The following is a 23,668-nucleotide window of genomic DNA, read 5'->3' as shown; positions in this document are numbered from 1 at the left end:
GGAGGGTCAGGCGGCGGGCTCGGCGCGGCGCAGCGGGACGGCGGCGTTGCTCGTCGGCTCGGGCACGATGCGGAGGCCGGCGCCGCTGTTGGCGCGCTCCATGAGGGCCTCGACCCACTCCGGGTTGATCGTGGGCTGGCGGCTGCCCTTGAACTCGAACTGGATCGGGATGGTCGGGTGCATCCACACGCCGCGGCGGCCGGTGCCGGCCTGGGGGCTCGCGTCGAGGGTGAGCAGGAAGCGCTCGTCGCGGCGGAACTTGTTGATGATGACGATCTGGAGGTGGGCGAGGGCGCGGTCCTCGACCTCGATGGCGGCGGGGGGAGTGCCGTACAGGATGTTGCCCATGGTGTGCTCCGATCTGACGTGCGAGTGGCTGACGTCCGTCACTCTATATCGCTAGAAAGACTTCCTACTAGTTGAGCTAGCTACTTACGTCGCGGAGTGCGTTTTCTGTCCATCGCCGCCGGACGACTCGATTCTCCGACGGATCCGGGGCGCGGCAGAAGACCCCCGGAGTGAACTCCCGGGGACACGCGGTCGCGGCCGAGCGGACGCCGGTCAGGCGCGGCGCTGCTCCAGCACGCCGTCGGCGTACTCGCCGATCGGCTCGCCCGCGAGCTCCTGGGCGGCGTCGACCGTCTCGGAGTCGGCCGGGCGCTCGACGATGTCGCGCATCGTCTGCAGGAAGCGGATGACGGTCCCGGCCTCGGAGGGGTTGAGCGTCTCGGCCGCCTCGAGCATGCGGCGGTGCATCTCGTCGAGCGTCTCGCGCACCTCGCGGTGGGAGGTGGGGGTGGCGACGATGCGGATGGCCCGGCGGTCGCTCGGGTGCGGCTCCCGGACCACGTGCCCGCTCTTGACCAGCCGGTCGATCAGCACGGTCGTGGAGGCGGAGGAGATGCCGAGGTAGGAGGCCAGGTCCTTCGGGCTGACGTGCACGCCCTTCTGCTGGCGGCGCATGAGGAACTGCACGGCCAGCAGGTCGTTCTCGCCCATGCCCATGGATCCGCGGGTCCGGCGGCGCATCGCGGCCTCCGCCGTGCGGAAGGCGCGCATCGCGGCGAGGACCTCCACCGCTCCGGGCTCGGTCGCCTCACCCGAGAACCAGAAGGCCCCGGGTCGCTTCAGCGTGACCTCATCCATGAAGAACAGTCTAGACAGTCTCGTAGCAAGAACATCTAGACAAGCCAACCTCCCCCGAGGTGCTTGCCTGAAGGGGCGGCGACCACTACGAAGGGACTACTAGTTAGACGAGCTAGTGACTCATTCGCGAAGGGAGCTGCCCGTGCTGGACGAACTCGACCGCCTGCAGCCGCTCCCCGCCGACGTCGTGGATCCGCTCGTCGGCTCCACCCTGGCCGGTCGCTACCTCGTGCTCGAGCGGGTGGGGGAGGGTGGCAGCGCCGTCGTCTACCGCGCCCGCGACCTCCGCCTCGCCCGCCAGGTCGCGGTCAAGGTCCACCGCGACGTCCCGGACACCCCCAACGAGCGGGCGCGTCGCGAGCGCGAGATCCGCTTCCTGATCGACTCGCGTCACGCCTCCGTGGTGGACGTCCTCGACCAGGGCGAGATCCCCGGCGAGGAGGGCGACCTCGCGTTCCTCGTCCTCGAGTACTTCGACCGCAGCGACCCGGCGGCCGACTGGTTCGGCTCCGGCGATCAGCGGCTCATCGCGGAGGTCGGCGCTCAGGTGGCCGATGCTCTCGCGCACCTGCACGCGCAGGGCGTCCTCCACCGCGACGTGAAGCCCGAGAACGTCCTCGTCCGCTCGCGCGCCACCGCAACCGGCTTCTCCGCGCACGAGGCCAAGCTCAGCGACTTCGGGATCGCCCGCTCGGTCGACGACGCCCGGCTCACCCGCTCCGACGTGCTGGTGGGCACCGCCGCGTACCTCAGCCCCGAGAGCCTCGGCTCCGGCCCGGTCGGACCGGCGTCCGACGTCTACTCGCTCGGGCTGGTCCTGCTCGAGGCCGTCTCGGGCCGCAGGGCCTACACCGGCACGACGCTCGAGATCTCGATCCAGCGCCTCCACCACGCGCCCGTCGTCCCGGAGACGGTCCCGGCGGAGTGGCGCGAGCTGCTGACCGCGATGACCGCTCTCGATCCGGCCGACCGCCCCTCCGCCGAGGAGGTGGCACGCCGGCTCTGGGCGCGCCTGGCCGGCGGCCCCGCCGCAGCCCCCTCCCGCAGCGGAGTCACGGGCACGGTCGCCCTCGTCGCCGCGGGCCTGGTCGGCGCGGTGACGGCCCTCTCGCTCACCGGCTGGCTGGGCTGAGCGCCCCGAGCGGTCCTCGTCCGCTCAGGTTCCTCGCGAGCGTGCTCCCGTAGGCTCCGGGCGACCCTCGACCGACCCCGAGCCGCGTCGCCGCGGACCGAACGGAGCCGATCCCATGAGCCCGCGCCGCCTCTTCCGCCTGCTGTCGATCGTCGAGGCGGCGACCTGGACTCTCCTGATCGTCGGGATGCTGCTGAAGTACGCGGCCGGAGCCGGCGACTGGCCGGTGAGCGTCGCCGGGCCGATCCACGGGTTCGCGTTCCTCGCCTACGGAGCCGCGGCCCTGGTGCTCGCGGTGAACCAGCGGTGGTCGGCGGGCGCGACGGCGCTCGCGGTCGTCAGCGCGGTCGTGCCCTACGCGACGGTCCCGCTGGAGCGCGGCTTCGAGCGCCGCGGCCTGCTGGAGGGCCCGTGGCGGACGCACGCCACGGACGACCCGCGCGACCGGCGCGTGACGAGCCGGCTCCTCCGCTGGGCGCTCGCGCGGCCCGTGCTCGCCGGGGCGCTGGTCCTGGCTCTGGTCGCCGTCGTCTTCGCGGCGCTGCTGGTGGTCGGCCCGCCCGGGGGCGGCGAGGCCTGATCCCGCGCGCGGCGTGCCTCAGACGGGGCGCGTCTCCGCGTCGATGAGGATCTCGGCGGCGCGACGCGCGTGCAGGGCGGCCTCCGGGGTTCCGGCGATGGCCGCGGTGGTCTGGGCGCCCTCGGCGAGGATCGCGAGCTGCGCGGCGAGCTCGGCGCCGCCACCCGCCTCCTCAGCGAGGGTCGCGAGGAAGCGCTGGAACGTCTCCTTGTGGTCGCGCGCCATCTCGGCGACCATCGGGTTCGACGAGCCGAGCTCCCCGAAGGCGTTGATGAAGCCGCAGCCGCGGAACGAGTCCTCGGAGAACCAGTCGAAGAGGAAGTCGTAGATCGCGAGCAGCTTGCCGCGAGGTCCGTCCGCCGCGGCGACCCGGGTGGTCACGCCGAGGGTCCACTGCTCGTGCCGGCCGTGCAGGACGGCGACCACCACCGACTCCTTGCTCGGGAACTCCGAGTAGAGGCGCTTCAACGAGACGCCCGCGGCCGTGCGGAGCTCGTCCATCCCGACGGACTGGATGCCGCGCTCGTAGTAGAGCCGGTCGGCGGCCGCGAGGATCGCCTCGCGGGGAGGGCGCTCGTCGAGGATCGGGGACATCCCTCCATGGTAGGCGGTACCAGAACGGGCGTTCTCGGTCGGCTGCCGCGCTCTCCGCAGGGGGTCCGGGGATCGGACGCTGCTGCTAGCGTCGCGCTCGGGTGCGCAGGCGCCCGGGGACGGGAGGCGGACGCATGGTCGTCGCGATGCAGGCCGAGGGATTCGACGGGCCGGAGGCGCTGCGCGCCGTCGAGGTCGATCCGGGGGAGCCGGCGCCCGGCAGGGTGCGGATCGCGGTGCGCGCCGCGGGCGTGAACCCGGCCGACGCGAAGCTCCTGCGCGGGATGTTCGGGCGCGGGCGGGTGCCGGTCCGGCCGGGCAGCGAGGTCTCCGGAGTCGTGACCGCGGTCGGCGAGGGGGCCGAGGGGCCGCTCGGCCAGATCCGCGTGGGCGACGAGGTCGTGGCGTTCCGGGTCTCCGGCGGCTACTCCGCCGAGCTGGTCGCGCCCGCGAGCGCGGTCCTGCCCAAGCCCGCCGGGCTCGGCTGGGCGGCGGCCGCGGGCCTGCTGCTGGCCGGGACGACCGCCGAGCACCTCGTCGAGGCCACCCGCGTCTCCTCCGGGGTCACCGTCCTGGTGCACGGGGCGAGCGGAGCCGTCGGCTCGCTCGCGGTGCAGCTCGCGGTCGCCCGCGGAGCACGGGTGCTGGGCACCACGAGCGAGCGCGGCGAGGAGGTCGTCCGCCGCTTCGGCGCGGAGCCGGTCCGCTACGGCGCCGGGCTGGAGGAGCGCGTGCGCGCCCTGGCCCCCGGCGGCGTCGACGTCGCGCTGGACACGGCGGGCACCGACGAGGCGCTGGACGCCTCGGTGGCTCTCGTCGCCGACCGCTCGCGCATCGCCACCGTCGCCGGCTTCGAGCACGCCGCCCGCCTCGGCGGGATCCTGATGCTCGGCGGCGGACCGGGAGCCGATCCCGGCACCGCGCTCCGCGACGCCGCCCGGCCGGGCCTGCTCGACCGCGCCGGTCGCGGGGAGCTCGAGGTCGTGCTCGGGCCCTCCTTCCCGCTGACCGAGGCGGCCGCCGCGCTCGCCCTCGTCGAGTCGGGCCGCGCGCGCGGCAAGACGGTCCTGCTCCCCTGAACGAGACGTCCTCCCTCGACCTGCCGGCCCTCGGGCCCTTCGACTCAGCCGGCGCCGCGAGCCTCCTCCGCAACCACGCCCTCCCCGGAGTGGAGCGGGTCTCGGCCGACGGCCGGCGCCTGGAGCGCCTGCTCACCCTCGACGGGGCGCCGCGGCCGATCGCGCTCGAGGTGACGGAGACCGGGCTGCGGGTGGAGGCGGAGCCGGACGTGCTGACGCCGGCGGCCGCGGTCGTCCGAGCCTGGTTCGACCTCGACTCCGACGTGGTGGCGATCGGCGCCGAGCTCTCGCGGGACCCGCTGCTCGCCCGCTCCGTCGCGGCCCGGCCGGGGCTGCGCGCGACGCAGTACCCGGAGGCGTTCGAGGCGGCGGTCATGGCGGTCCTCGGCCAGCAGGTGTCCGTCGCCGCGGCCCGGACCTTCGGCGGACGCACCGCCGCGGCCTTCGGCGCCCCGGGGGAGCGCGGTCTCCTGGCCTTCCCCGCACCCGCCGCCCTGCTCGCGCCGGAGTTCGAGGCGCTGCGCTCAGCGATCGGGATCACCAACGCCCGGGCGCGGACGGTCCGGGCCGTCGCCGAGGCCTTCGCCGCCGGACCCGTGCTCGACCGCGCGGGCGACCTGCCGGAGCAGCGGCGCGCGCTTCTCGCGATCCCGGGCATCGGGCCGTGGACGGCCGACTACCTCGCGCTCCGGTTCCTCGGCGATCCGGACGCCTTCCCCGCCGGCGACCTGGTGCTGCGGAAGGCGCTCGGCCGGGTGAGCACGGTGGAGGCGGAGGCGGCGTCGCAGGCGTGGCGGCCGCACCGGGCGCACGCGGCGTTCCACCTGTGGGCGAGCACCGGAGCGGTCTGAGCGGACGGACGACCCGAGTCGAGAGTCCGCGCCCGGACCGGCGGCCGGGACCGGTCGCCGACGGATCAGGTCAGGTACTCGACGTCGTCGTACAGGATCGGCGCGTCCTCGGCGTCCGGATCCTCGACCGGGACGTCCTCGTGCTCGAGGATGACCGCGACGCCCGGGGAGACCAGCACGCAGACCTCCCGCTCGCCGGCGACCGTGAAGCTCACCATGTCGCCGCGGTTGCGCACGGCCTCGACCAGGCGCTTCTCGAGCTCCTCGGTGTCGAGGGAGACGGCGAGGAGGAAGCGGCGGCCGTCGATGCTGAGCGTGGTGCGCCGCATCGTCGCCTCGGGCTCGGGAGGCGTGCCGCGTCCGCCGCGGCCCGGCGTGACCGCCTTGACCCGCAGCGACGAGGCGTGCATCCGGATGACGGCGTTCACGAGCCCGCCTCCGGGCGCGACTCGTGGTGGCGGCGGCCGCCGGAGCGGCGGTCCTCCTTCATCTCGGACTCGAAGAGGTGGCGGCGTCCGCCGGCGAGCTCGTCGCGCGCGGCGCGCTCCTGCTCCCGGAACGCGGCGTAGTAGGTGTCGTCGTAGTCCTCGACGATCTGGAAGGTCCAGCGCCCCTCGATGACGTTGCGGCCGACGAGCTCGGCCTCGATCCGCTCGGCGGTCGCGGCGTGGCCGGCCTCGCGCAGCGCGTCGACGGCCTCGCCCAGAGCGAGGTCGGCCGCGCCGGTGAGCCGGTGGAAGCCGTAGAGCAGACCGCGGGCGTGCTCGACCGTCTCGAGCGCCTCCGAGAGCTTCCCGAGCGCCGCCACGGTGGCGTCGTCGAGACCCTCCGGGCGCAGGTGCGCGGAGTCGGGGTGGTCGTGTGAGCTGCTCATCCAGGTGAGCTTAGGCCGACCTAAATGCTCTGTGACCCCCTTGCGCCGCCGCCGGGAATGGTTCGTGCCCGGAGCGGCAGGGCGGTCAGGTGCACGTCGCGGAGCGCTCCGTCGTCGGCGACGGCGGTCAGGAAGGTGCAGGCCGGCTGGCGCCTCCGATCCGTCGGGGAGCCCGGATTGAGCAGGCGGAGACCCGCCGGGGAGACGGTGTCCCAGGGGATGTGGCTGTGCCCGAAGACGAGCACGTCGGCACCCGGATGAGCGGCGTCGGCGCGGGTCTCGCGGCCGGTCGCCGCTCCGGTCTCGTGCACCACGCGGACGTCGAGGCCGGCGACGCGGGCGCGCGCGACCTCGGGCAGGCGGGCGCGCAGCGGCTCCGGATCGTTGTTGCCCCACACGGCCAGCAGGAGCGCCGCCCGCTCCTCCAGCGCGTCCAGCGTCGCCTCGTCGACCCAGTCGCCCGCGTGCACGACCAGGTCGGCCTCGTCGACCGCGCGCCACACCTCGTCCGGGAGGGCCTTCGCCCGCTTCGGGAGGTGCGTGTCGGCGAGCAGGAGGAGGCGGACCGGACCGTCGACCTCGGGTGGAGAGCCGTCGGGGCCGGGCTGGAGCAGGGGCATCAGCGGGCGGGGCCGGGCGTCGGCTCCACTCCGCCGTCGGCGCCGGGCTCGTTCGCGGTCCCGGAGCTGCGGAGGCGGGCGTCGAGCGCCTCGAGGTCGGCGGCGAACCAGAGGTGGTCGCCGCGGTTCGACTCGACGACGAAGGCCTGCAGCGCGCTCGACTCCGCCACCGGCCCGCTGACGTCGCCGAGGATCACCAGCCGCTTGCCGTACGAGACGAACTTCTGCACGAACTCGCCGGCGATGCCGGAGCGCAGGCGGAGGAACTCGGGGTCGAGCCGGCCGACGGGCACCACGATCGTCTCGACGTCGCCGCCGTAGGTCTCGCCGATCAGCGCGATCGCGTCGTCCGGGGTCGAGAGCGCGCCTCCGTCGTCGTCGACGAGCAGGAGGGGGACGCCCTGGCGGGTCTCGGTTCTCATCGGGCCAGCCAATCACGTCGGCCGGGGAGAGGCGAGCGGTGCCGTCCGGGCCTCCGCTCGGGGCGTCCCCTCCTGCGCCGGTCGTGCTTGCGGGGACACGCCGATCAGGCGTCCGGACGGGCTGCCCGCACCGCCGCTACGAGCCCGGCAGCTCGACGCGGCGCTTGAAGCCCACGTGCGAGTCGACGAAGCCCAGGCGCAGGTAGAAGCGGTGGGCGTCGGTGCGGGCGGCGTCCGAGGTCAGCTGGACGAGCGGCGTGCGGAGCTCGATCGCAGCGACGTCCAGCACCCAGCGCATCAGGGCCGTGCCGATCCCCGCCGACCGCTCGGCGCTCGCCACCCGGACCGCTTCGACGAGCAGGCGGGAGCTGCCGCGGCGCGCCATCCCGGGGATCACGGTCAGCTGCAGCGTGCCGACCACGGCTCCGGCGCCGTCCACCGCGACCACGAGATCGTTGCCCGGGTCCTGCGCGATGCTCCGGAAGGCGGCCTCGTAGGCGGCCCCGTCCTCCTCGGCGGCGACGTCTCCGCGCCCGGCGCTGATCGGGTCGTCGGAGAGGAGCCGGACGATCGCGGGGAGGTCGTCGAGCACCGCACGCCGGAGGAGGAGGCTCCTCTCCCCGGGGCCGGCGTCGCAGGGGAGGGTCAGGTCGGCGATCATGCCCTCATCCTCCCTCTGCTCCACGGCGGGAGCGGTCGTCGGAGGCGGGCAGGACGCGGCTGAGAGCGGCAGGGGGATCCTGGTGCCCGGTCCGCACGTCCACGCGCCGCGTGCCGCAGCCGGCGCAGCGGACGTACACGACGACGCCCTCGCTGGTCCGGTGGGCCGACTCGGTCGTCCAGCCGTGCTCGTGCGGATCGACGGCGGGGGCGAGCGGCTCGGAGGGGTGCGGGGAGGGTGTGGAGGTGCGCATGGGAGCCACTGTGCTGTCATGGTCTTATGCAGCTCAACCCTTACGGCGAGTACGCGGTCCTGCTCGCCGCCTCCCTCGCGAACGACTGGCCGTCCGACCGCGCGGGCATCGAGGCTCGAACGCGCGAATACGGCATGACGATGGCCTTCGAGTCCGGCCCGGACGACCACGCCCGGACGCGCGACGTGATCGACGAGTGGCTGGAAGTGGTCGACGCGCCGACTCCGAGCGACCGGGCGACGTCGCTGAACCGCCAGATGGCCGCGATCGCCGCGTATCCGCGCCTGACCGACCACGACGACGAGGGCTGGCACCTGCACTACCGCGACCAGGACCAGTCCCTGGCGCACGTCCTCCACGCCGTCATCGCGGTCGGCACGGCGCTGCACCTGACGACCCGGGGGATGAGCCGCCTCCTGCGGTGCGAGGCCGGTCGGGCGCCGGGCGACCACTGCAGGAACGTCGTCGTCGACGTGACGCGGAACGGCCGGCAGCGGTACTGCTCCGTCCGCTGCGCGAACCGGGCCGCGGTCCGGCGGCACCGCCTGCGGCACGCGGAGTGAGTCCGTGCGGCCCCGTCACTCCGCCGCGTCGCCGCCCGGCTTCATCCAGAACGGGGAGTAGTGGTAGCCGTCGAGGTCGTCGAACTGGCGCTGGTACATGAAGGAGTAGTCGTCGGTGTCGCCGATCCGGCCTCCCGCGGCGGCGGCCCGCTCGACGAGCTCGTCGACGGCCTCGCGGCTGTCGAGGTCGAACGAGACGGTCACCTTCGAGGGGGTGCCGGGGGCGCCGATCAGCTCCTCGGTGGCGCCGACGCTCTCGTACATCGCGCGGCTCGCCAGCATGACGGACGTGTCGGGACCGATCCCGAAGCAGGAGACGTCCTCGCGGGACATCTCGGAGTTCAGGGTCCAGCCGAGCGCGGTGTAGAAGGCGGTGGCGCGCTCGACGTCGTCGACCGGGCAGGTGATGAAGAGGCTCATGCGCTCACCCTCGCCACCTGCGGGCGGGCCGTCAAGAGCTCCGCGAGGGAACTCCGGACGGCCCGCCGGGACTCAGCGGAACGACCGCAGCCGCAGGCTGTTCAGCACGACGAAGACGCTCGAGAACGCCATCGCGGCGCCGGCCACGAGCGGCCCCAGGAGTCCGGCCATCGCGAGCGGGATCGCGGCCACGTTGTAGGCGAAGGCCCAGAAGAGGTTGCCCCGGATGACCGCGAGGGTGCGGCGCCCGAGGCGCAGGGCGTCGGGCACCCGGCCGAGGTCGTCGCCGACGAGGGTGATGTCGCTCGCCTCGATCGCCGCGTCCGATCCGGCGCCCATCGCGATCCCCACGTCCGCGGCGGCCAGCGCGGCGGCGTCGTTCACACCGTCGCCGACGAAGGCGACGTGGCGGCCCTCCGCACGGAGGCGCTCGATCACGGCGAGCTTCTCCTCCGGCAGCACCTCGGCGACGACCTCGTCGATGCCGACGGCCGAGGCGACGGCCTGCGCCGCCCGCGGGTTGTCGCCGGTCAGCACCATCACCCGCAGGCCCCGCTCGCGCAGGGCGCGGACGGTGCGGGACGCCTCCGGCCTCGGCTCGTCGCGGAGGACCGCGAAGCCGCGCAGCGCCCCCTCCCAGCCGACGCCGACGACGGTGCCGCCCTCGGCGGTCGCTCGCTCGGCGCGCTCGGCGAGACCGCCCGGCGCGAAGCCCCACTGCTCCTCCAGCCAGCGCAGCCGGCCGGCGACGACCAGGCGGCCCTCGACCCGGGCGCGCACGCCGAACCCGGTGCTGGAGCGGAATCCGGTCGCCTCGGGGACGTCGAGGTGCGCGGCCCCGGCCACGATCGCTGCGGCGAGCGGATGCTCCGACCCGCGCTCGACGGCGGCGAGCATCCGCAGGCTCTCGTCGCCGCTGGACTCGACGACCTGGAACGCGCCCGTGGTGAGCGTGCCGGTCTTGTCGAGCACGACCGTGTCGATCCGGCGCCCGGCCTCGAGCACCTCCGGCCCGCGGAGGAGGATCCCGAGCTGGGAGCCGCGGCCGGTGCCGACGAGGACGGCGGTCGGGGTGGCCAGGCCCAGCGCGCACGGGCACGCGACGACGAGGACGGCGACGGCGGGAGAGACGGCGGCGGCGAGGTCGGCGCCGGCGATCAGCCAGCCGGCGAGAGTTGCCAGGGCGAGAACCACCACGACCGGCACGAAGACGGAGGAGACGCGGTCGGCGAGCCGCTGGACGCGCGCCTTGCCGGCCTGCGCGTCCGAGACGAGGCGGCCCATCCGCGCGAGCGTGGTCTCGGAGCCGACGCGGTCGACGCGGACGGTGAGCAGGCCGTGCGCGTTGAGCACTCCGCCGGTCACGGTCGAGCCGGGGCCGACCTCGACCGGCACGCTCTCGCCGGTGAGCATGCTCGCGTCGATCGCGCTCGAGCCCTCGAGCACGGTGCCGTCGGCGGCGACGGTCTCGCCGGGGCGCACGCGGAGGAGGTCGCCGACGGCGAGCGAGGACGCGGGCACGCGCTCCTCCTGCCCGTCGGCGGCGATGCGCACGGCGTCCTTCGCGCCGAGGCGGAGGAGCGCCCGGAGCGCCGCACCGGCGTCGCGCTTCGACCGCGCCTCCAGGTAGCGGCCGGCCAGCACGAGGACGGGGACGGCGGCGGCGACCTCGAGGTAGATCTCGTCGTGGCCGGAGCGGCTGCCCAGCAGCTCGAACGGCATGCTCATGCCGGGCCGCCCGGCGTCGCCGAGGAACAGAGCCCAGACCGACCAGGCGAAGGAGGCGCCGACCCCGAGGCTGATCAGGGTGTCCATGGTGGTGGAGCCGTGCCGCAGCGCCCGCCAGGCGTTGCGGTGGAAGGGCAGCGCGCCCCAGACCGCGACCGGTGAGGCGAGGGCGAGGCACAGCCACTGCCAGTTCGCGAACTGCAGCGGCGGGATCATCGAGAGCAGGACCACCGGCACGGCGAGCAGCGCGGAGACGCGGAGCCGCGTGCGCAGGGCGCGCCGCTCGCGGTCGTCGTCGCTCTGCTCCTCCTGCTCCTCCGCGGGAGCCGCCTCGCCGGTGGAGGGGACCGTCGCGCTGTAGCCCGCGGCCTCGACGGCGGCGATCGCGTCGGCCGGAGTCGTGCCGCGCGGGAGGGTCAGCGTCGCGCGCTCGAGGGCGAGGTTGACGGTCGCGTGGACGCCGGGGAGCGCGTCGAGGCGCTTCTCGACCCGCGCGACGCAGGAGGCGCAGGTCATCCCTCCGATGGCGAGCTCGAGCGGGGTGCCGGTGGTCTCGGCCACGTCAGCTCAGGGGAGCGAGGCGGTAGCCCGCGTCGGCGACGGCGGCGGCGATCTCCTCGCGGCCGAGCGGCCGGGAGGAGCCGACCGTGACGGTCGAGACCCCGTCGGGGGCGAGGGACACGTCGACCGCCGAGACCTCGGGGTAGGCGGCGAGCTCCTCGGTGACGCTGCGGACGCAGTGCTCGCAGGTCATGCCCGCGACGCCGAAGCTCTGCACGGACGCGGCCGACAGGGAGCCCTGCGCCGCGTGGCCGGCGTCGGAGCGGCCGGCGTCGCCGTGGCCGCCGCACGCGCAGGCGCCGCCTCCGCCGCAGCCGCAGCCTCCCGTCGATCCGCTCGCGGTCAGGCCGAGGTCGATCCTGGTGCTCATGGGTCCTCCTGTGTCGTGCGTCCGGTCCGATCCGGTCGATCGGCCCGGTGGGCGTCCGGTCGGCATGTCGGTCGCGGCATACCCCCGGGGGGTACTTCATGGTAAGCCCGCCGAGCCCTCTCGGCAAGGCGGGAGGGCGGAGGAGGGATGATCTCAGGGGCGGCTCGGAGCCGCGCGAGGAAGGAGGGGCGCATGGATCCCGCATCGACGCCGCACTGGGGCGAGCCCCCGCCGCGCACGCCGCAGGCGGTCCCGCTGCCCCCGCGCACGCGGTTCGAGCCGACGGCGCTGCTCGCCGCGCCCCTGCCCGCCCCGGCCGCCGTCCGGGCCCGGGTCCGTCAGGCCTCCCCGGAGCGGCAGCGCCGGCTGGCGGCGCTCGCCGCGGTCACCGAGGGGTTCGCCGTCCTGCGCACTCCCGAGCTCGCCCGGGCGCTGCGCCGGATCGCGGCACCCGCCTCCGCCGCTCCGGCCGCCGCCGCCGCGGTGCTGGCCGTCGGCCGCGACGGACTCGAACTCGCCGCCGAGCGCGCGGACGCCCTGCGCATCGCCGAGTGGGATCGGATCGTCTCGGTGGGCGTCGGCACCTCGCCCTCGGGTGCCCACCGGGTCCGCGCACTGGTCCTGGCGGTCCTCGCCCCGCCGCCCGCCTCCGCCGTCCTGCGTGCGGCGAGGCGGCGCCCGCGCACCGTCCTCGTGCCCCTGGTCGTCGCCGCCCCGGCCGCCCTCGGCTGGCGCGTGGCCGACGACCGCACGTTCCTCCTCGCTCTCGACCGCCTCCAGCGCGCCCTCGAGGAGCGTGCCCGGTGAAGGCGCGGTTCCGCTTCGCCCTCGCGGCCGTCGCCGTGCTCGGCCTGGGCCTGGCGCTGCGGTTCGTGCTCACGGGGCTGCTCGCCGACCTCGCCGGCGGAGTGGCCTACGTCGTCCTGGTGGCGCTGCTGATCGCGGTGCTCCTGCCGCGCATCCCGGGCGTGACGGCTGCCGGGATCGCGCTGGCCTGGTCGATCGCGATGGAGCAGCTGCAGGCGATCGGAGTCGCAGCGCGCCTGGTCGAGCTGTGGGCGCCGCTCCGCCTCGTCGTCGGCACCACCTTCTCCTGGCTCGACATCGCGGCCTACGTCCTCGGCGCGGTCGTCGCCGCGGCCGTGCACCTCGCCGTCGCTCCGCGCGAGCAGTCCGCCTGACGGGAGTCCGCGCCCGGCGTCTCCTGTTCGCCCGTCGGCCGGGCTGCCGCGAGGCGTCCCGGCGTCCGCCGAGGCGCCGGCCTGGCCCACCGGACCGCCGAGGTGTTCGTGCGCTCCCCGAGGCGCCGCCGTCCCCGCGGTGCCTCGCCGGCGGACGCGGTGTCTCGCCGCGGGAGCGACGCCGACCGGAGGAGCGACGCCGACCGGAGGAGCGACGCCGACCGCCGGAGCGGCGCGGTCCCTCCGCCCCCGCGCCCCTGATTAGGGTGAAGCCATGAGCGAGCCGGCACTCCCCGAGACGACGGCCCCGCGGGCCTCGGCCCCGCACGACCACCGCCGCGACCGGCGCATCCCCGAGCCGGTCGACCGGTTCGCCACCGGCGAGGAGTACCCCGAGTACCGCGTCGACCTGGAGCGGATCCGCTTCTCGCCGTACTTCGCCCGACTCTCCGCGGTGACCCAGGTCATCTCGCCCTCGGGCGTCGGCCAGGTCGTGCACAACCGGCTCACGCACTCGATCAAGGTCACCGCGGTCGCCCGCGCGATCGCGATGCAGCTGACCACCACCGATCCCGCCCAGCGCGAGCTGGTCGAGCGGCTCGGCGGCTGCGACCCGGTGGTCGTGCAGGCCGCGGCCAGCGCGCACGACCTTGGCCACCCTCCGTTCGGCCACCTCGGCGAGCAGGCGCTCGACCGCCTCGCGCGCGAGCGGCTGGGGCTCGCGGAGGGCTTCGAGGGCAACGCGCAGTCGTTCCGGATCCTCTCCGAGCTCGACGTCTGCGAGACGGTGGAGGTGGGGCTGAACCTCACCGCCGCCTCCCGAGCCGCCGTGCTCAAGTACCCGTGGGGGCGGACGGTCCACCGCCCCGGCATCGACTCCGCCGACCCGACCGAGCTGCCCCGCGGCTCGACCGCCAGCCGGTGGGAGACCGCTCCGCCGAAGTTCTCGGCGTACACCCTCGACCTCGACGACCTGCTCGACGCCCGCTCCGGCTTCGCCGCGATCGCCCCCTGGCAGCAGACCCTCGAGTGCTCGGTGATGGACGTCGCCGACGACATCGCCTACTCGCTGCACGACCTCGACGACTTCTACCGCGCGGGAGTGCTGCAGCAGGCGGCCGTCGCCGTGGAGTTCCGCGCGTTCCTCCGCGAGCAGAACGCGCTCGCCGCCCTCGACGCCGAGGAGCTGTGGGCGCGCGCCCCCGGGCACTCGCTCGAGATGCTCCGCCGGAGGCTCGTGGCCCGCGACCCGTGGATCGCGAGCGACGAGCACTTCCGCGCCTCCGTGGAGCGGGTGTCGACCGAGCTGGTCGAGGGGCTCCTCGCGCTCCCGTTCGACGGATCGACGCGTACCGAGCGCGCGATCGAGGCCTTCGTCTCCTCCTGGATCGGCCGCCTGCAGCGCTCCGTGGTGGTGCTCGCCGAGCCGAACGTCCGCTCGGGCCACCTCTCCCTCCTCCCCGACGCCTGGCACGACGTGGCCGTGCTGAAGTTCGTGCATACGCGCTTCGTGATCGACCGGCCGGACTTCGCCACCTACCAGCGCGGCCAGTCGCAGGTGCTCGAGACGCTGGTGACCCACCTCGACGCCTGGCTCGAGGACCCGCGCGACGGCTCGCGGGCTCCGCAGAAGCTGCTCGACCTGATCGAGCTCGCGACCGACGGCTACTTCCGCCTGCGCGCCGACCACCCCGACTGGCTCCCGTCGGACGAGCGCGGCCGGCCGACCTCCGACCCGGCCGCGCTGCAGCGGCTCGGCCGGGGGCGCGGTGTGGTCGACTACGTCGCGACCCTGACCGACGAGCAGGCGATGGCGCTCGCCGCCCGCCTCCGCGGCGATCGCGAGCCGTGGGCGATGGGGACCTGACGCCCCGGCGGGTGGGTTGACACCGCGCGTCGCGTGTGGACTCGGCGGCTCCTCGCCCGTCGTTCCGGGGGAGGAGCCCCCGCCCGGCCGCCGAGGACGCGTTCCGCGACCGCCCAGCGGGCGTCCAGGAAGCGCAGCCTGAACGACAGCGTAAAATCACGGAGGCACATGCCAGGATCGACAACTCGACAGGGAGTTCCGTTGGACGGAAACGCAACGACCACGCACCGCAACGTCGCATTGCTGTCCGTCGCGACCACGCTGGCTCCGCGCGTGACCACCTCGGCCGAGATCGAGGCGCGGCTCGCTCCGGCGCTCAAGCGCCTGCGGCTCCCCACCGGGCTCCTCCAGCGCGTCGCCGGAGTGCACGAGCGCCGCAACTGGGGCTCCGAGCAGGGCTTCGACGGAGCGGCGATCGACGCGGGCAAGCGCGCTCTCGCCGAGGCCGGCGTCCGCGCCGACCAGATCGGCCTGATCATCAACACGTCGGTGACCCGCAAGCACCTCGAGCCCTCGGTCGCCGTGCGCCTGCACCACGGGCTCGGCCTGCCCTCGTCGGCCATCAACTTCGACATCGCGAACGCGTGCCTCGGCTTCGTCAACGGCATGACCCTCGCCGCGCAGCTGATCGACTCCGGCCAGATCCGCTACGCGCTCATCATCGACGGCGAGGACGCCGACGAGATCCAGGTCAACACCATCGAGCGCCTGAGCCGCGAGGGCGTCAAGCGCAAGGACTTCATGAGCGAGTTCGCGAGCCTGACCCTCGGCTCCGGCGCCGCGGCGGCCGTCCTCGGCCCGGCCGACGAGCACCCCAAGGGCCACCGCATCCTCGGCGGCATCACCCGCGCGGCCACGCAGTTCAACGAGCTCTGCGTCGGCAGCGTCGACGGCATGTTCACGGATGCGAAGGCGCTGCTCAAGGGCGGCATGGAGCTCGTCCTCTCGGCGTGGAAGGAGGCCACCCGCGACTGGAACTGGAGCGGGATGGACCGCTACATCACGCACCAGGTGTCGGACGTGCACACCGACGCCCTGGTGAAGGCGGTCGGCATCGACCGCAGCCGCGTCCCCACGACCTACCCCACCCTCGGCAACGTCGGCCCGGCGTCGATCCCGATCACCCTGGCCCAGGAGGCCGAGACCCTGCAGCCGGGCAACCGGGTGCTGCTCATCGGAGTGGGCTCGGGCATCAACACCGCGATGCTCGAGATCGCCTGGTGACCGCGCCCCACCCGGCCGAGCGGATCCGCGGAGCGCTCGGCTCCACGGCCGCGGCGCAGCTGCCCCCGGCCGGGCTCGACGGGCTCGATCCCGCGTGGTCGCGCCTCGTCGACGCTCCGGACGCCCAGGGCGTGCCGCGCCGCTGGCACCTGCTCGACACAGGTGAGGCCCTCGGCACGGAGCCCGTCGGCACCGTCCTCTGCGTGCACGGCAACCCCACCTGGTCCTACCTCTGGCGCCGCCTCGCGGCCGCCACGCTCGAGTCGGCCCGCCGGGGAGGCCCCGCCTGGCGGGTGGTCGCTGTCGACCAGCTCGAGATGGGCTTCTCCCAGCGGACCGGCACCCTGCACACGCTCGCCGACCGCGTGCGCGAGCTCTCGAACCTCACCGACGTGCTCGGCCTCGACGACGTGGTCACCCTCGGCCACGACTGGGGCGGAGTCGTCTCGCTGGGCTGGGCGGTCGACCACCCGGAGCAGCTGCGCGCCACGATGCTCCTGAACACCGCGATCCACCAGAGCGCCGACGAGCCGATCCCGGCCCCGCTCCGGCTCGCGCTCGCCTCGGGTGTGCTCGGCGCCTCGACGGTCGGCACGCCGGCCTTCCTCGAGACGACCCTCGCGCTGGGGCACCCGGCGCTGCCCTCCGCGGTGAAGGAGGGATACCGCGCGCCCTACCGGTCCGCGTCGCGCCGCGGCGGAGTGGGCGGCTTCGTCGCCGACATCCCGGTCGACTCCGCCCACCCGAGCGACCCGGAGCTGCAGCGCATCGCCGAGGGCGTCAGCGCCCTGACGACGCCGGCCCTGATGCTCTGGGGCCCGCTGGACCCGATCTTCTCCGACCGCTACCTCGACGACCTCGTCGACCGCCTCCCGCACGCGCAGGTCCACCGCTACGAGGGAGCGGGCCACCTGGTGGCCGAGGACGTCGACTACTCGTCCGCCGTCCTCACCTGGCTGGGCGACCTCTCCGACGGCGAGGAGCCGTTCGGCGGCGACCCCGCCCCCGACGTCCGCCGCCCGACCGCGCCGGTCGAGCCGCTCTGGGCGCACCTCGACCGCAACGCGCAGGACGACTCGCTCGCTCTGGTCGAGATGGCGCCTCCCGGAGGCGGCGGGCCCCGCTCGGTCTCGTGGCGCCTGCTCTCGCAGCGGGTCCGCGAGCTCGCCGCCGGGCTCCGCGCCTCCGGCGTCTCCCCGGGCGACCGCGTCTCGCTCCTCGTGCCGCCCGGTGCCGACCTGACGGCGCTGCTCTACGCGTGCCTGCGCATCGGAGCCGTCGTGGTCGTCGCCGACGCGGGCCTGGGCCTGCGCGGTCTCACCCGCGCGGTCCGCGGTGCCTGGCCGGATCTGGTGGTCGGCGCCCTGCCCGGCCTCGCCGTCGCGCGGGCCCTCCGCTGGCCCGGCGGCCGGGTCTCGACGCAGACCCTGCCCCGCGCCTCCGCCTCGGCCCTCGGGGTCGACACGTCGCTCGGGCAGCTGATCGAGCTCGGCCGCGCCGAGCTGGCCGCCGACCCGGAGGCGCTGGGCGAGGCGCCCGCCGCCGACGCCGTGGCCGCGATCCTGTTCACCTCCGGCTCGACCGGCCCCGCCAAGGGCGTCGTCTACACGCACCGGCAGCTCGCCGGCGTCCGCGACGCGCTCGCCCGCCAGTACGGGATCGGACCGGGCACCGGCCTCGTCGCGGGCTTCGCGCCGTTCGCCCTGCTCGGTCCCGCGCTGGGCACGCGCTCCGCCACTCCGGACATGGACGTCACCGCGCCCCGGACGCTCACCGCGGCCGCCGTCGCCGCGGCCGCCGCCCGGGTCGACGCGACCGTGCTGTTCCTCTCGCCGGCCGCACTGGCCAACGTCGTGGCCACCGCCGGCGCGCTCGACGCCGACGACCACCGGGCCCTCGCCGGCGTGCGCACCTTCCTCTCGGCCGGCGCCCCCGTCTCGGCGGGACTGCTCGGCGAGGCGCAGGCGCTCATGCCGAACGCCTCCGCCCGCACTCCCTACGGCATGACCGAGGGGCTGCTGCTCACCGACGCGTCGCTGGAGGGCATCCGCGAGGCCGCCTCCGACGACGATCCGCGCGGAGGCGTCTGCGTGGGCGTGCCCGCCGCGGGCGTCCGGCTGCGGATCGCCCCGCTCGACGCCGGCGGCCGCGCCGCGGACGAGCCGGAGGAGATCACCGGCACGACCGGCGAGATCGTCGTCTCGGCCGGTCACGTCGAGGACCACTACGAGCGCCTCTGGCTCACCGACCGCGCCGCCCGCGTCGGCGCCGTCCCGGGCGAGCGCTGGCACCGCACCGGGGACGTCGGGCGGATCGACTCCGCCGGCCGCCTCTGGGTCGAGGGCAGGATGCCGCACGTCGTCGTCACGCCGGACGGCGTCGTCACGCCGGTCGGACCGGAGCAGCGGATCGAGGCGCGCGTCGCCTCGGTCGCCCGCGCCGCGATCGTCGGAGCCGGCCCGCGCGGAGTCGCGCAGCTGGTCGCCGTGGTCGAGCTGCGCTCGGGCGCGCGCCGCGTGGTGCTGGCCGAGGAGGCCCTCGCCGCCGAGGTGCGCGCGGCCGTCGCCCGGCCCGTCGCCGCGGTGCTCGTCGTCCCGGCGCTGCCCACCGACATCCGCCACAACTCCAAGATCGACCGGGCCGCGCTGTCGCGCTGGGCCGAGGGCGTGCTCGCCGGCGGCCGGATGGTGGCGCCGTGAGGGTCCTGGTCACCGGCGCGAGCGGCCTGCTCGGCGGTGCGGTGGCCGCGGGCCTCGTCGCCCAGGGGCACGAGGTCCGCACCTTCCAGCGCCGGCCCTCCGGGGTCGCGGGCGTCGAGGAGGCGCGGGGCTCGCTGACCGATCCGCGCGCGGTCGAGGAGGCGGTCGACGCGGCCGAGGGCGTCGTGCACCTCGCCGCGAAGGTCTCTCTCGCCGGCGATCCTGGCGACTTCGACCGCGTGAACATCGACGGCACCCGGCGTCTGCTCGCCGCCGCCGCCCGCGCCGGCGTGAGCCGCTTCGTCCAGATCTCGTCGCCCTCCGTCGCCCACTCCGGCTCCTCGATCACCGGCGACGACGCCGAGCCCGCCGATCCGGACCGGGCCCGCGGCGACTACGCGCGCACCAAGGCCCGCGCCGAGCTGCTGGCCCTCGCTGCCGACGCCCCCGGCTTCGCGGTGGTCGCCGTGCGCCCGCACCTGGTCTGGGGTCCGGGCGACACCCAGCTCGTCGCCCGCATCGTCGAGCGGGCGCGCGCCGGCCGGCTGCCGCTCCTCGGGCACGGCCAGGCGCTGATCGACTCCACCTACATCGACAACGCCGCCTCGGCGATCGTCGCCGCTCTCGGGCGGGCGGAGGAGGTGCACGGCCGCTCCTACGTCGTCACCAACGGCGAGCCGCGCCCGGTCGCCGAGCTGCTCGCCGGGATCTGCCGCGCCTCGGGCGTCGAGCCGCCGCGCTGGTCCGTCCCCGCCTCCGTCGCCCGCGCTGCGGGCTCGCTCGTCGAGCGCGTGTGGGCCGTGCGGCCCGGCGCCGACGAGCCGCCGATGACCCGCTTCCTCGCCGAGCAGCTCTCGACCGCGCACTGGTTCGACCAGCGCCGCACGCGCGCCGATCTGCAGTGGAGCCCGTCGGTCACCCTCGACGAGGGACTGGCCCGTCTGTCCGCCGCCCGCTGAGGCGCCGGCTCCCGAGACAGAGGAACGGACGGGACCCCGTCGCCGAGGCGAGGGGTCCCGTCCGTCCGGGGGCTCCCGCGACGGATCGCGGGAGGGGAGCCGAGGTCAGTCGGCGAGGATGAGGTACAGCGCGCGACGGGTCTCGTCGAGCTTGGCGGACGCGGCGGCGCGCTGCGCCTCGGTCGCTCCGCGGAACTGCTGCACGACGCCCATCAGCTTGCCGACGTTCTCCATGAAGGCGCGATCGGCGTCGCTCGCGCCGGGGGTGGCCTCCCAGGCCGCGTCGAGCTCGTCGGCGTGCTCGCGCACGTAGGTGCCGCCCGCGTCCGTGAGCTGGTACTCGGTGCCGCGGCCCTCGCCGACGGCCGTGATGAGGCCCTCGTCGACGAGCTGCTGGAGGGTGGGGTAGACGGAGCCGGGGCTGGGACGCCACGATCCGTTCGTCTTCTCGGCGATGGCCTTGATCAGGCCGTAGCCGTTCGAGGACTTCTCGGAGAGGAGGGAGAGGAGGGCCGCGCGGACGTCACCGCGTCGGGCGCGTCCTCCGCCGCGGCCGAAGGGGCCGCCGAAGCCGGGGCCGAAGCCCGGGCCGAAGCCGAAGCCGGGCCCGAAGCCGCGGCCGTGACCGCCGGGTCCGCGGCGCTGTCCGCGGCCGGGGTGCTCGTGGCGGGAGGAGTGGTCGCCGTCGCAGGAGTCGCGGCGGTCGTCGGAGAAGAAGGTCCTGGAGTTCATGGGTGTGCTGCTCTCTGTCGTGAGGGGATCCCTTTCGATCGGATCCGGTCGCCCGTCGGGAGCGGCTGCTCCCGATCTGTCGGCGATGCAATAACGATATATCGGTGACGGATCGGATGTCAACACCTGAACTGCCCGTAGCCTGGGAGCTCCCCGTCGATCGAGAGGTCCCGCATGCCGCTTCCCGACTCCGAGCTCGAGGCGTACCTCGACTCCTCCCTCCTCGCCGGGGACGTCCTCACCGGCCGCGCGAGCAACCTCGGCAACCTCCGCCGCCTCGCCGCCCGCGAGCCCGCGCACCTCTACGGCGTGGACGTGGCCGAGCACTGGACGCTCGAGAGCCTGCTCGCCCTGATGGGGGAGCGCGTGGGGATCAGCACCGACCCCTCCTTCGAGAGCGGGCAGGACCGGATCGACGCCCGCCTGACGGTCGCGGGGCTCGCCCGCTACCGCGACCGGTTCGCCGCCGCTGTCCGCGAGGGGGCGCTCCTCCTGTTCGCCACCGCGCACCCCGCGACCCTGATGGACGTCTACCGCCGCTTCGCTGCTGCCGCGACGGAGCGGGGCGCTCGCGTGATCGACGTGAACGCGCTCCCGTTCGCCGCCCCCGACGGCATCCGCGTGCCTCTCGCGGACGAGCACCAGGTCCTGTGGTGCACCGGCGGGGTCACCTGCGTCTACCGCGGGGGAGGGCTGCAGCACACGCACTCGCCGGAGCCGATGGACGCGCTGCTCGACCGCCTCGACGAGCTCGGCGTCCGCCCCGACCTGGTCGTCGCCGACCACGGCTTCGCGGGCGCGGCCGGCCGGCGGGGGCTGCCGGTCATCGCGATCGCCGACTGCAACGACCCGGCGGTGTTCGTCGCCGAGGCGCAGGGCTCGATCGAGGTGGTCGTCCCGATCGACGACGGGCTGGCCGTCCACCTCTACGAGCCGGTGATCGACTTCGTCCTCCGCGCCCTCTCGGAGCCCGCGCGCACCTGACGGCTCGTAGAATCGCCTTCGGCTCGTCGCGATCCCGGATCCGACGGGCCGACCGTTTTCGCGAGTCCCCGCACTCGCCCACCACTGCAGACGGAGCATCCGTGACCCAGCCCCACGACGGCCTCCTCCCGCGCTTCGCCGTCGGCGTCGACATCGGGGGGACGTCGATCAAGGCGTCCCTCGTCGACGTCACCACCGGCGAGCGGGCGGCTCGGCGCTTCGCGGTCGCGAATCCGCTGGGCAAGGAGCCCGAGGACTTCGCCGAGGCGATCGCCGGCATCGTCCGCGACGTCTCGCCGATCGCGGGCACGCCCGTGGGCGTCGGCTTCCCTGGGATCGTCCGCGGCGGCGTCGTCCGCCAGACCACCCACGTCTCGCAGCGCTGGGTCGGGCTCGACGCGCAGGCCCTCCTCTCGGAGGCGACCGGGGTCGACGTCGTCGTCGTCAACGACGCGGACGCGGCAGGAGTCGCCGAGCGCGAGTTCGGGGCCATGCGCGGACGCGAGGGCCTCCTCCTGCTGACCACCCTCGGCACCGGCATCGGGACGGCGCTCGTCCACGAGGGCGTGGTGATCCCCAACTCCGAGCTCGGGCACCTGCACATCGACGGTCCCGACTTCGAGCCGAAGGTCGGCTTCTCGGCCGTCCGCCGCGAGGGCATCACCCTCGAGGAGTGGGCGGGTCGCCTCAGCGTCTACTACCGGCACCTCGAGAAGCTGTTCTCGCCGCAGCTGTTCGTGATCGGCGGCGCGGCGGCGCACGTCTTCGACGAGTTCGCCCGCTTCCTCGACATCGGCACCGAGATCGTCCCCGCCCGCTTCGGCAACGACGCCGGATTCACGGGCGCCGCGATGGTCGCCGTCTCGCCCGACCGCCTGGCGCCCTGGTACCGCTCCACTCGCGGCGCCCGCCTCGACCCCGGGGCCCCCGCCATCGCCGACTGACATCATCCCTGCACCGAGGGAGCCCCGACCCGTCGAGGTGACCCGGCGGAGCGGGGTCCGTCGACGGTTCGGGGTTCGTTCAGTGAGCCGACAGGCTGCGGTAGACGGCGTCCAGCCGGGCGGCGGCGGCCGGCCAGGAGTGGGCGGCCGCCCAGTCGACGCCGCCGCGGCCGAGACTCGCCAGCTCACCGGGCGTGCCCAGCAGGGTCAGGATCGCCTCGGCCCACGCCGCGGGGGAGTCGGAGTCGAGCAGCACGCCGCTCCCGCCGTCGCGCACCGCGTCCACCAGGCCAGTCGTCCTGCGCGCGAGCACGGGAGTGCCGCTGCCGGCCGCCTCGAGCGCGATCAGCCCGAAGGTCTCGGCCGCCGAGGGCACGAGCGCCAGCTGCGCACTCCGGAGCCGCTCCGCCACCCGGTCGCGGTCGGCGGCCCCCTCGATCAGCACGCGGTCTCCCAGCGGAGCCGCCACGGCGCGCACCGCGTCGAGGTACGACTCCCGGCCCGGTGCCGCCCCGCCCACCAGCCGCAGCACCGGCCGCTCCGCCGGCGCCATCGCCGCGAGCGCCTCGACCGCCAGCAGCTGCCCCTTGAGCGGCTGCACCCGGCCGATCAGGACGACTCCGGAGCGCTCGCCGCCGCCCGGGCGGAACCGCGCGTCGACTCCGGGCGGCACCACGACGACCCGGTCCGGATCCGCGCCGTACCCGCTGACGACGTCCTCCCGCTCCGAGGCGCCCGCCACCACGATCGCGTCGGCGGAGGCGAGCACGGAGCGCTCCGCGTCGATCCGCTGCTGCGGCTCCGCGACGTCGCCCGGGGCGAGCCGGGCGTTCTTCGCGAGCGAGCCCGAGTGCATCGAGTGCGCGTGCGGCCTGCCGGTGAGCGCCCCCGCGAGGCCCGACACCCAGTAGTGCGAGTGCACGACGTCGGCCCCCTCCGCGGCGCGCGCGAACTCCGGCGCCGCGGCCGCCAGCGCGTACTTGTCGCCCGCCGGCACCGGCACGCCGACCACTCGCACACCCGGCGCGAGCATCCGGACGCCCTCGCCGCGGGTCAGCACCTCGATCTCCCAGCCGAGCGCCGCCAGCTCCGGGAGCACCGCCGCGAGGTACACGTTCATCCCGCCCGCGTCGCCCGTCGACGGCTGCTCGAGCGGGGAGGTGTGCGCCGAGACGACGGCCAGACGGGGCATCCCTCCATCGTAGGGACGGCCGTGCGTCCTCC

Annotated in this window: 27 protein-coding genes; 13 read left to right on the top strand and 14 right to left on the bottom strand. The window is 75.1% G+C overall.

Translation table 11 applies throughout. The annotated features are described in order from the left end of the window. Nucleotides 1-6: 6 nt before the first annotated feature. Both C5B98_RS10080 and C5B98_RS10075 read right to left on the bottom strand, forming a co-directional pair. Nucleotides 7-348: an ATP-dependent DNA ligase gene (locus C5B98_RS10080; RefSeq protein WP_104224199.1), complete on the bottom strand. Its 342-nt coding sequence runs from the start codon at nucleotides 346-348 to the stop codon at nucleotides 7-9. A 213-nt stretch (nucleotides 349-561) separates the two neighbouring features. Beyond that, nucleotides 562-1,146: a MarR family winged helix-turn-helix transcriptional regulator gene (locus tag C5B98_RS10075; protein WP_104224167.1), complete on the bottom strand. Its 585-nt coding sequence runs from the start codon at nucleotides 1,144-1,146 to the stop codon at nucleotides 562-564. Between the two features lie 142 nt (nucleotides 1,147-1,288). On the opposite strand from C5B98_RS10075, the gene C5B98_RS10070 reads away from it, so the two are divergent. Both C5B98_RS10070 and C5B98_RS10065 read left to right on the top strand, forming a co-directional pair. After that, nucleotides 1,289-2,278: a serine/threonine-protein kinase gene (locus C5B98_RS10070; RefSeq protein WP_181065516.1), complete on the top strand. Its 990-nt coding sequence runs from the start codon at nucleotides 1,289-1,291 to the stop codon at nucleotides 2,276-2,278. A gap of 115 nt (nucleotides 2,279-2,393) precedes the next feature. Continuing rightward, nucleotides 2,394-2,858, top strand: coding sequence for a DUF3817 domain-containing protein (locus C5B98_RS10065; RefSeq protein WP_104224169.1), 465 nt, complete (start codon nucleotides 2,394-2,396; stop codon nucleotides 2,856-2,858). 18 nt (nucleotides 2,859-2,876) lie between these two features. On the opposite strand, the gene C5B98_RS10060 is transcribed toward C5B98_RS10065, so the two are convergent. Continuing rightward, entirely contained in the window at nucleotides 2,877-3,452 is a 576-nt protein-coding gene (locus tag C5B98_RS10060; RefSeq protein ID WP_104224170.1) for a TetR/AcrR family transcriptional regulator, read from the bottom strand. A gap of 134 nt (nucleotides 3,453-3,586) precedes the next feature. Between C5B98_RS10060 and C5B98_RS10055 the strand changes: the two genes are divergently transcribed. Both C5B98_RS10055 and C5B98_RS10050 read left to right on the top strand, forming a co-directional pair. Then, complete coding sequence (locus tag C5B98_RS10055) at nucleotides 3,587-4,531, top strand: NADP-dependent oxidoreductase (protein WP_258062321.1); 945 nt, start codon at nucleotides 3,587-3,589, stop codon at nucleotides 4,529-4,531. Further along, complete coding sequence (locus C5B98_RS10050) at nucleotides 4,528-5,382, top strand: AlkA N-terminal domain-containing protein (protein ID WP_308470856.1); 855 nt, start codon at nucleotides 4,528-4,530, stop codon at nucleotides 5,380-5,382. The genes C5B98_RS10055 and C5B98_RS10050 overlap by 4 nt, the downstream gene beginning before the upstream one ends. A 65-nt stretch (nucleotides 5,383-5,447) precedes the next feature. On the opposite strand, the gene C5B98_RS10045 is transcribed toward C5B98_RS10050, so the two are convergent. The 6 genes from C5B98_RS10045 to C5B98_RS10020 form a co-directional block, all read right to left on the bottom strand. Next, complete coding sequence (locus C5B98_RS10045) at nucleotides 5,448-5,810, bottom strand: hypothetical protein (protein WP_104224172.1); 363 nt, start codon at nucleotides 5,808-5,810, stop codon at nucleotides 5,448-5,450. Beyond that, complete coding sequence (locus C5B98_RS10040) at nucleotides 5,807-6,256, bottom strand: hypothetical protein (protein ID WP_104224173.1); 450 nt, start codon at nucleotides 6,254-6,256, stop codon at nucleotides 5,807-5,809. The genes C5B98_RS10045 and C5B98_RS10040 overlap by 4 nt, the downstream gene beginning before the upstream one ends. Nucleotides 6,257-6,276: 20 nt before the next feature. Beyond that, nucleotides 6,277-6,876 carry a metallophosphoesterase gene (locus tag C5B98_RS10035; protein ID WP_104224174.1) on the bottom strand — a complete coding sequence of 200 codons (600 nt, stop codon included), beginning with the start codon at nucleotides 6,874-6,876 and terminating at the stop codon, nucleotides 6,277-6,279. Beyond that, a complete protein-coding gene (locus C5B98_RS10030; RefSeq protein ID WP_104224175.1) occupies nucleotides 6,876-7,298 on the bottom strand; it encodes a DUF4180 domain-containing protein in 423 nt (140 codons plus the stop codon). The genes C5B98_RS10035 and C5B98_RS10030 overlap by 1 nt, the downstream gene beginning before the upstream one ends. A gap of 136 nt (nucleotides 7,299-7,434) precedes the next feature. Next, nucleotides 7,435-7,959 carry a GNAT family N-acetyltransferase gene (locus tag C5B98_RS10025; protein WP_104224176.1) on the bottom strand — a complete coding sequence of 175 codons (525 nt, stop codon included), beginning with the start codon at nucleotides 7,957-7,959 and terminating at the stop codon, nucleotides 7,435-7,437. 4 nt (nucleotides 7,960-7,963) lie between these two features. Beyond that, nucleotides 7,964-8,212, bottom strand: coding sequence for a hypothetical protein (locus C5B98_RS10020; protein WP_104224177.1), 249 nt, complete (start codon nucleotides 8,210-8,212; stop codon nucleotides 7,964-7,966). Nucleotides 8,213-8,238: 26 nt separating this feature from the next. On the opposite strand from C5B98_RS10020, the gene C5B98_RS10015 reads away from it, so the two are divergent. After that, a complete protein-coding gene (locus C5B98_RS10015; RefSeq protein WP_104224178.1) occupies nucleotides 8,239-8,775 on the top strand; it encodes a CGNR zinc finger domain-containing protein in 537 nt (178 codons plus the stop codon). Between the two features lie 15 nt (nucleotides 8,776-8,790). On the opposite strand, the gene C5B98_RS10010 is transcribed toward C5B98_RS10015, so the two are convergent. The 3 genes from C5B98_RS10010 to C5B98_RS17290 all read right to left on the bottom strand — a co-directional run bounded on the left by C5B98_RS10010 (nucleotide 8,791) and on the right by C5B98_RS17290 (nucleotide 11,854). Continuing rightward, entirely contained in the window at nucleotides 8,791-9,195 is a 405-nt protein-coding gene (locus C5B98_RS10010; RefSeq protein WP_104224179.1) for a VOC family protein, read from the bottom strand. Nucleotides 9,196-9,267: 72 nt separating this feature from the next. Further along, nucleotides 9,268-11,484, bottom strand: coding sequence for a cation-translocating P-type ATPase (locus C5B98_RS10005; RefSeq protein ID WP_258062322.1), 2,217 nt, complete (start codon nucleotides 11,482-11,484; stop codon nucleotides 9,268-9,270). 1 nt (nucleotide 11,485) lies between these two features. Beyond that, on the bottom strand, nucleotides 11,486-11,854 hold the full coding sequence (locus tag C5B98_RS17290; RefSeq protein ID WP_104224180.1) for a heavy-metal-associated domain-containing protein: 369 nt from the start codon (nucleotides 11,852-11,854) through the stop codon (nucleotides 11,486-11,488). A gap of 192 nt (nucleotides 11,855-12,046) precedes the next feature. On the opposite strand from C5B98_RS17290, the gene C5B98_RS16970 reads away from it, so the two are divergent. The 6 genes from C5B98_RS16970 (at nucleotide 12,047) to C5B98_RS09975 (ending at nucleotide 19,784) form a co-directional block, all read left to right on the top strand. Then, the gene (locus C5B98_RS16970; RefSeq protein WP_181065515.1) at nucleotides 12,047-12,661 is read left to right on the top strand and encodes a hypothetical protein; all 615 of its coding nucleotides are present in this window, start codon (nucleotides 12,047-12,049) and stop codon (nucleotides 12,659-12,661) included. Next, the gene (locus tag C5B98_RS16965; RefSeq protein ID WP_104262387.1) at nucleotides 12,658-13,035 is read left to right on the top strand and encodes a DUF2809 domain-containing protein; all 378 of its coding nucleotides are present in this window, start codon (nucleotides 12,658-12,660) and stop codon (nucleotides 13,033-13,035) included. Before C5B98_RS16970 ends, C5B98_RS16965 begins: the two co-directional genes overlap by 4 nt. Nucleotides 13,036-13,309: 274 nt before the next feature. Beyond that, on the top strand, nucleotides 13,310-14,902 hold the full coding sequence (locus C5B98_RS09990; protein WP_104224182.1) for a deoxyguanosinetriphosphate triphosphohydrolase family protein: 1,593 nt from the start codon (nucleotides 13,310-13,312) through the stop codon (nucleotides 14,900-14,902). Nucleotides 14,903-15,070: 168 nt separating this feature from the next. Continuing rightward, nucleotides 15,071-16,126 (top strand): 3-oxoacyl-ACP synthase III, encoded by a 1,056-nt coding sequence (locus C5B98_RS09985; RefSeq protein ID WP_104224183.1) that lies wholly within the window; start codon nucleotides 15,071-15,073, stop codon nucleotides 16,124-16,126. Beyond that, nucleotides 16,123-18,825 (top strand): alpha/beta fold hydrolase, encoded by a 2,703-nt coding sequence (locus C5B98_RS09980; protein ID WP_258063491.1) that lies wholly within the window; start codon nucleotides 16,123-16,125, stop codon nucleotides 18,823-18,825. The genes C5B98_RS09985 and C5B98_RS09980 overlap by 4 nt, the downstream gene beginning before the upstream one ends. Then, complete coding sequence (locus C5B98_RS09975) at nucleotides 18,822-19,784, top strand: NAD(P)-dependent oxidoreductase (protein ID WP_104224184.1); 963 nt, start codon at nucleotides 18,822-18,824, stop codon at nucleotides 19,782-19,784. Before C5B98_RS09980 ends, C5B98_RS09975 begins: the two co-directional genes overlap by 4 nt. 105 nt (nucleotides 19,785-19,889) lie before the next feature. Here the strand turns inward: C5B98_RS09975 and C5B98_RS09970 are convergent, their stop codons facing one another. Then, nucleotides 19,890-20,516, bottom strand: a complete 627-nt coding sequence (locus C5B98_RS09970) for a PadR family transcriptional regulator (protein WP_104224185.1) — start codon at nucleotides 20,514-20,516, stop codon at nucleotides 19,890-19,892. Between the two features lie 174 nt (nucleotides 20,517-20,690). Between C5B98_RS09970 and C5B98_RS09965 the strand changes: the two genes are divergently transcribed. Then, complete coding sequence (locus tag C5B98_RS09965) at nucleotides 20,691-21,500, top strand: phosphatase (RefSeq protein ID WP_104224186.1); 810 nt, start codon at nucleotides 20,691-20,693, stop codon at nucleotides 21,498-21,500. 101 nt (nucleotides 21,501-21,601) lie between these two features. Further along, nucleotides 21,602-22,444, top strand: a complete 843-nt coding sequence (locus C5B98_RS09960; protein WP_258062325.1) for an ROK family protein — start codon at nucleotides 21,602-21,604, stop codon at nucleotides 22,442-22,444. A 79-nt stretch (nucleotides 22,445-22,523) separates the two neighbouring features. Here the strand turns inward: C5B98_RS09960 and C5B98_RS09955 are convergent, their stop codons facing one another. Beyond that, nucleotides 22,524-23,636 (bottom strand): glycosyltransferase, encoded by a 1,113-nt coding sequence (locus C5B98_RS09955; protein ID WP_104327729.1) that lies wholly within the window; start codon nucleotides 23,634-23,636, stop codon nucleotides 22,524-22,526. Nucleotides 23,637-23,668: the final 32 nt, after the last annotated feature.

The organism is Rathayibacter sp. AY1A5 (assembly GCF_002930875.1).
Classification (GTDB): Bacteria; Actinomycetota; Actinomycetes; order Actinomycetales; family Microbacteriaceae; genus Rathayibacter.
The sequence above is the reverse complement of the archived record's forward strand: the minus strand, read 5'-3'. Positions and strand labels throughout refer to the sequence as shown.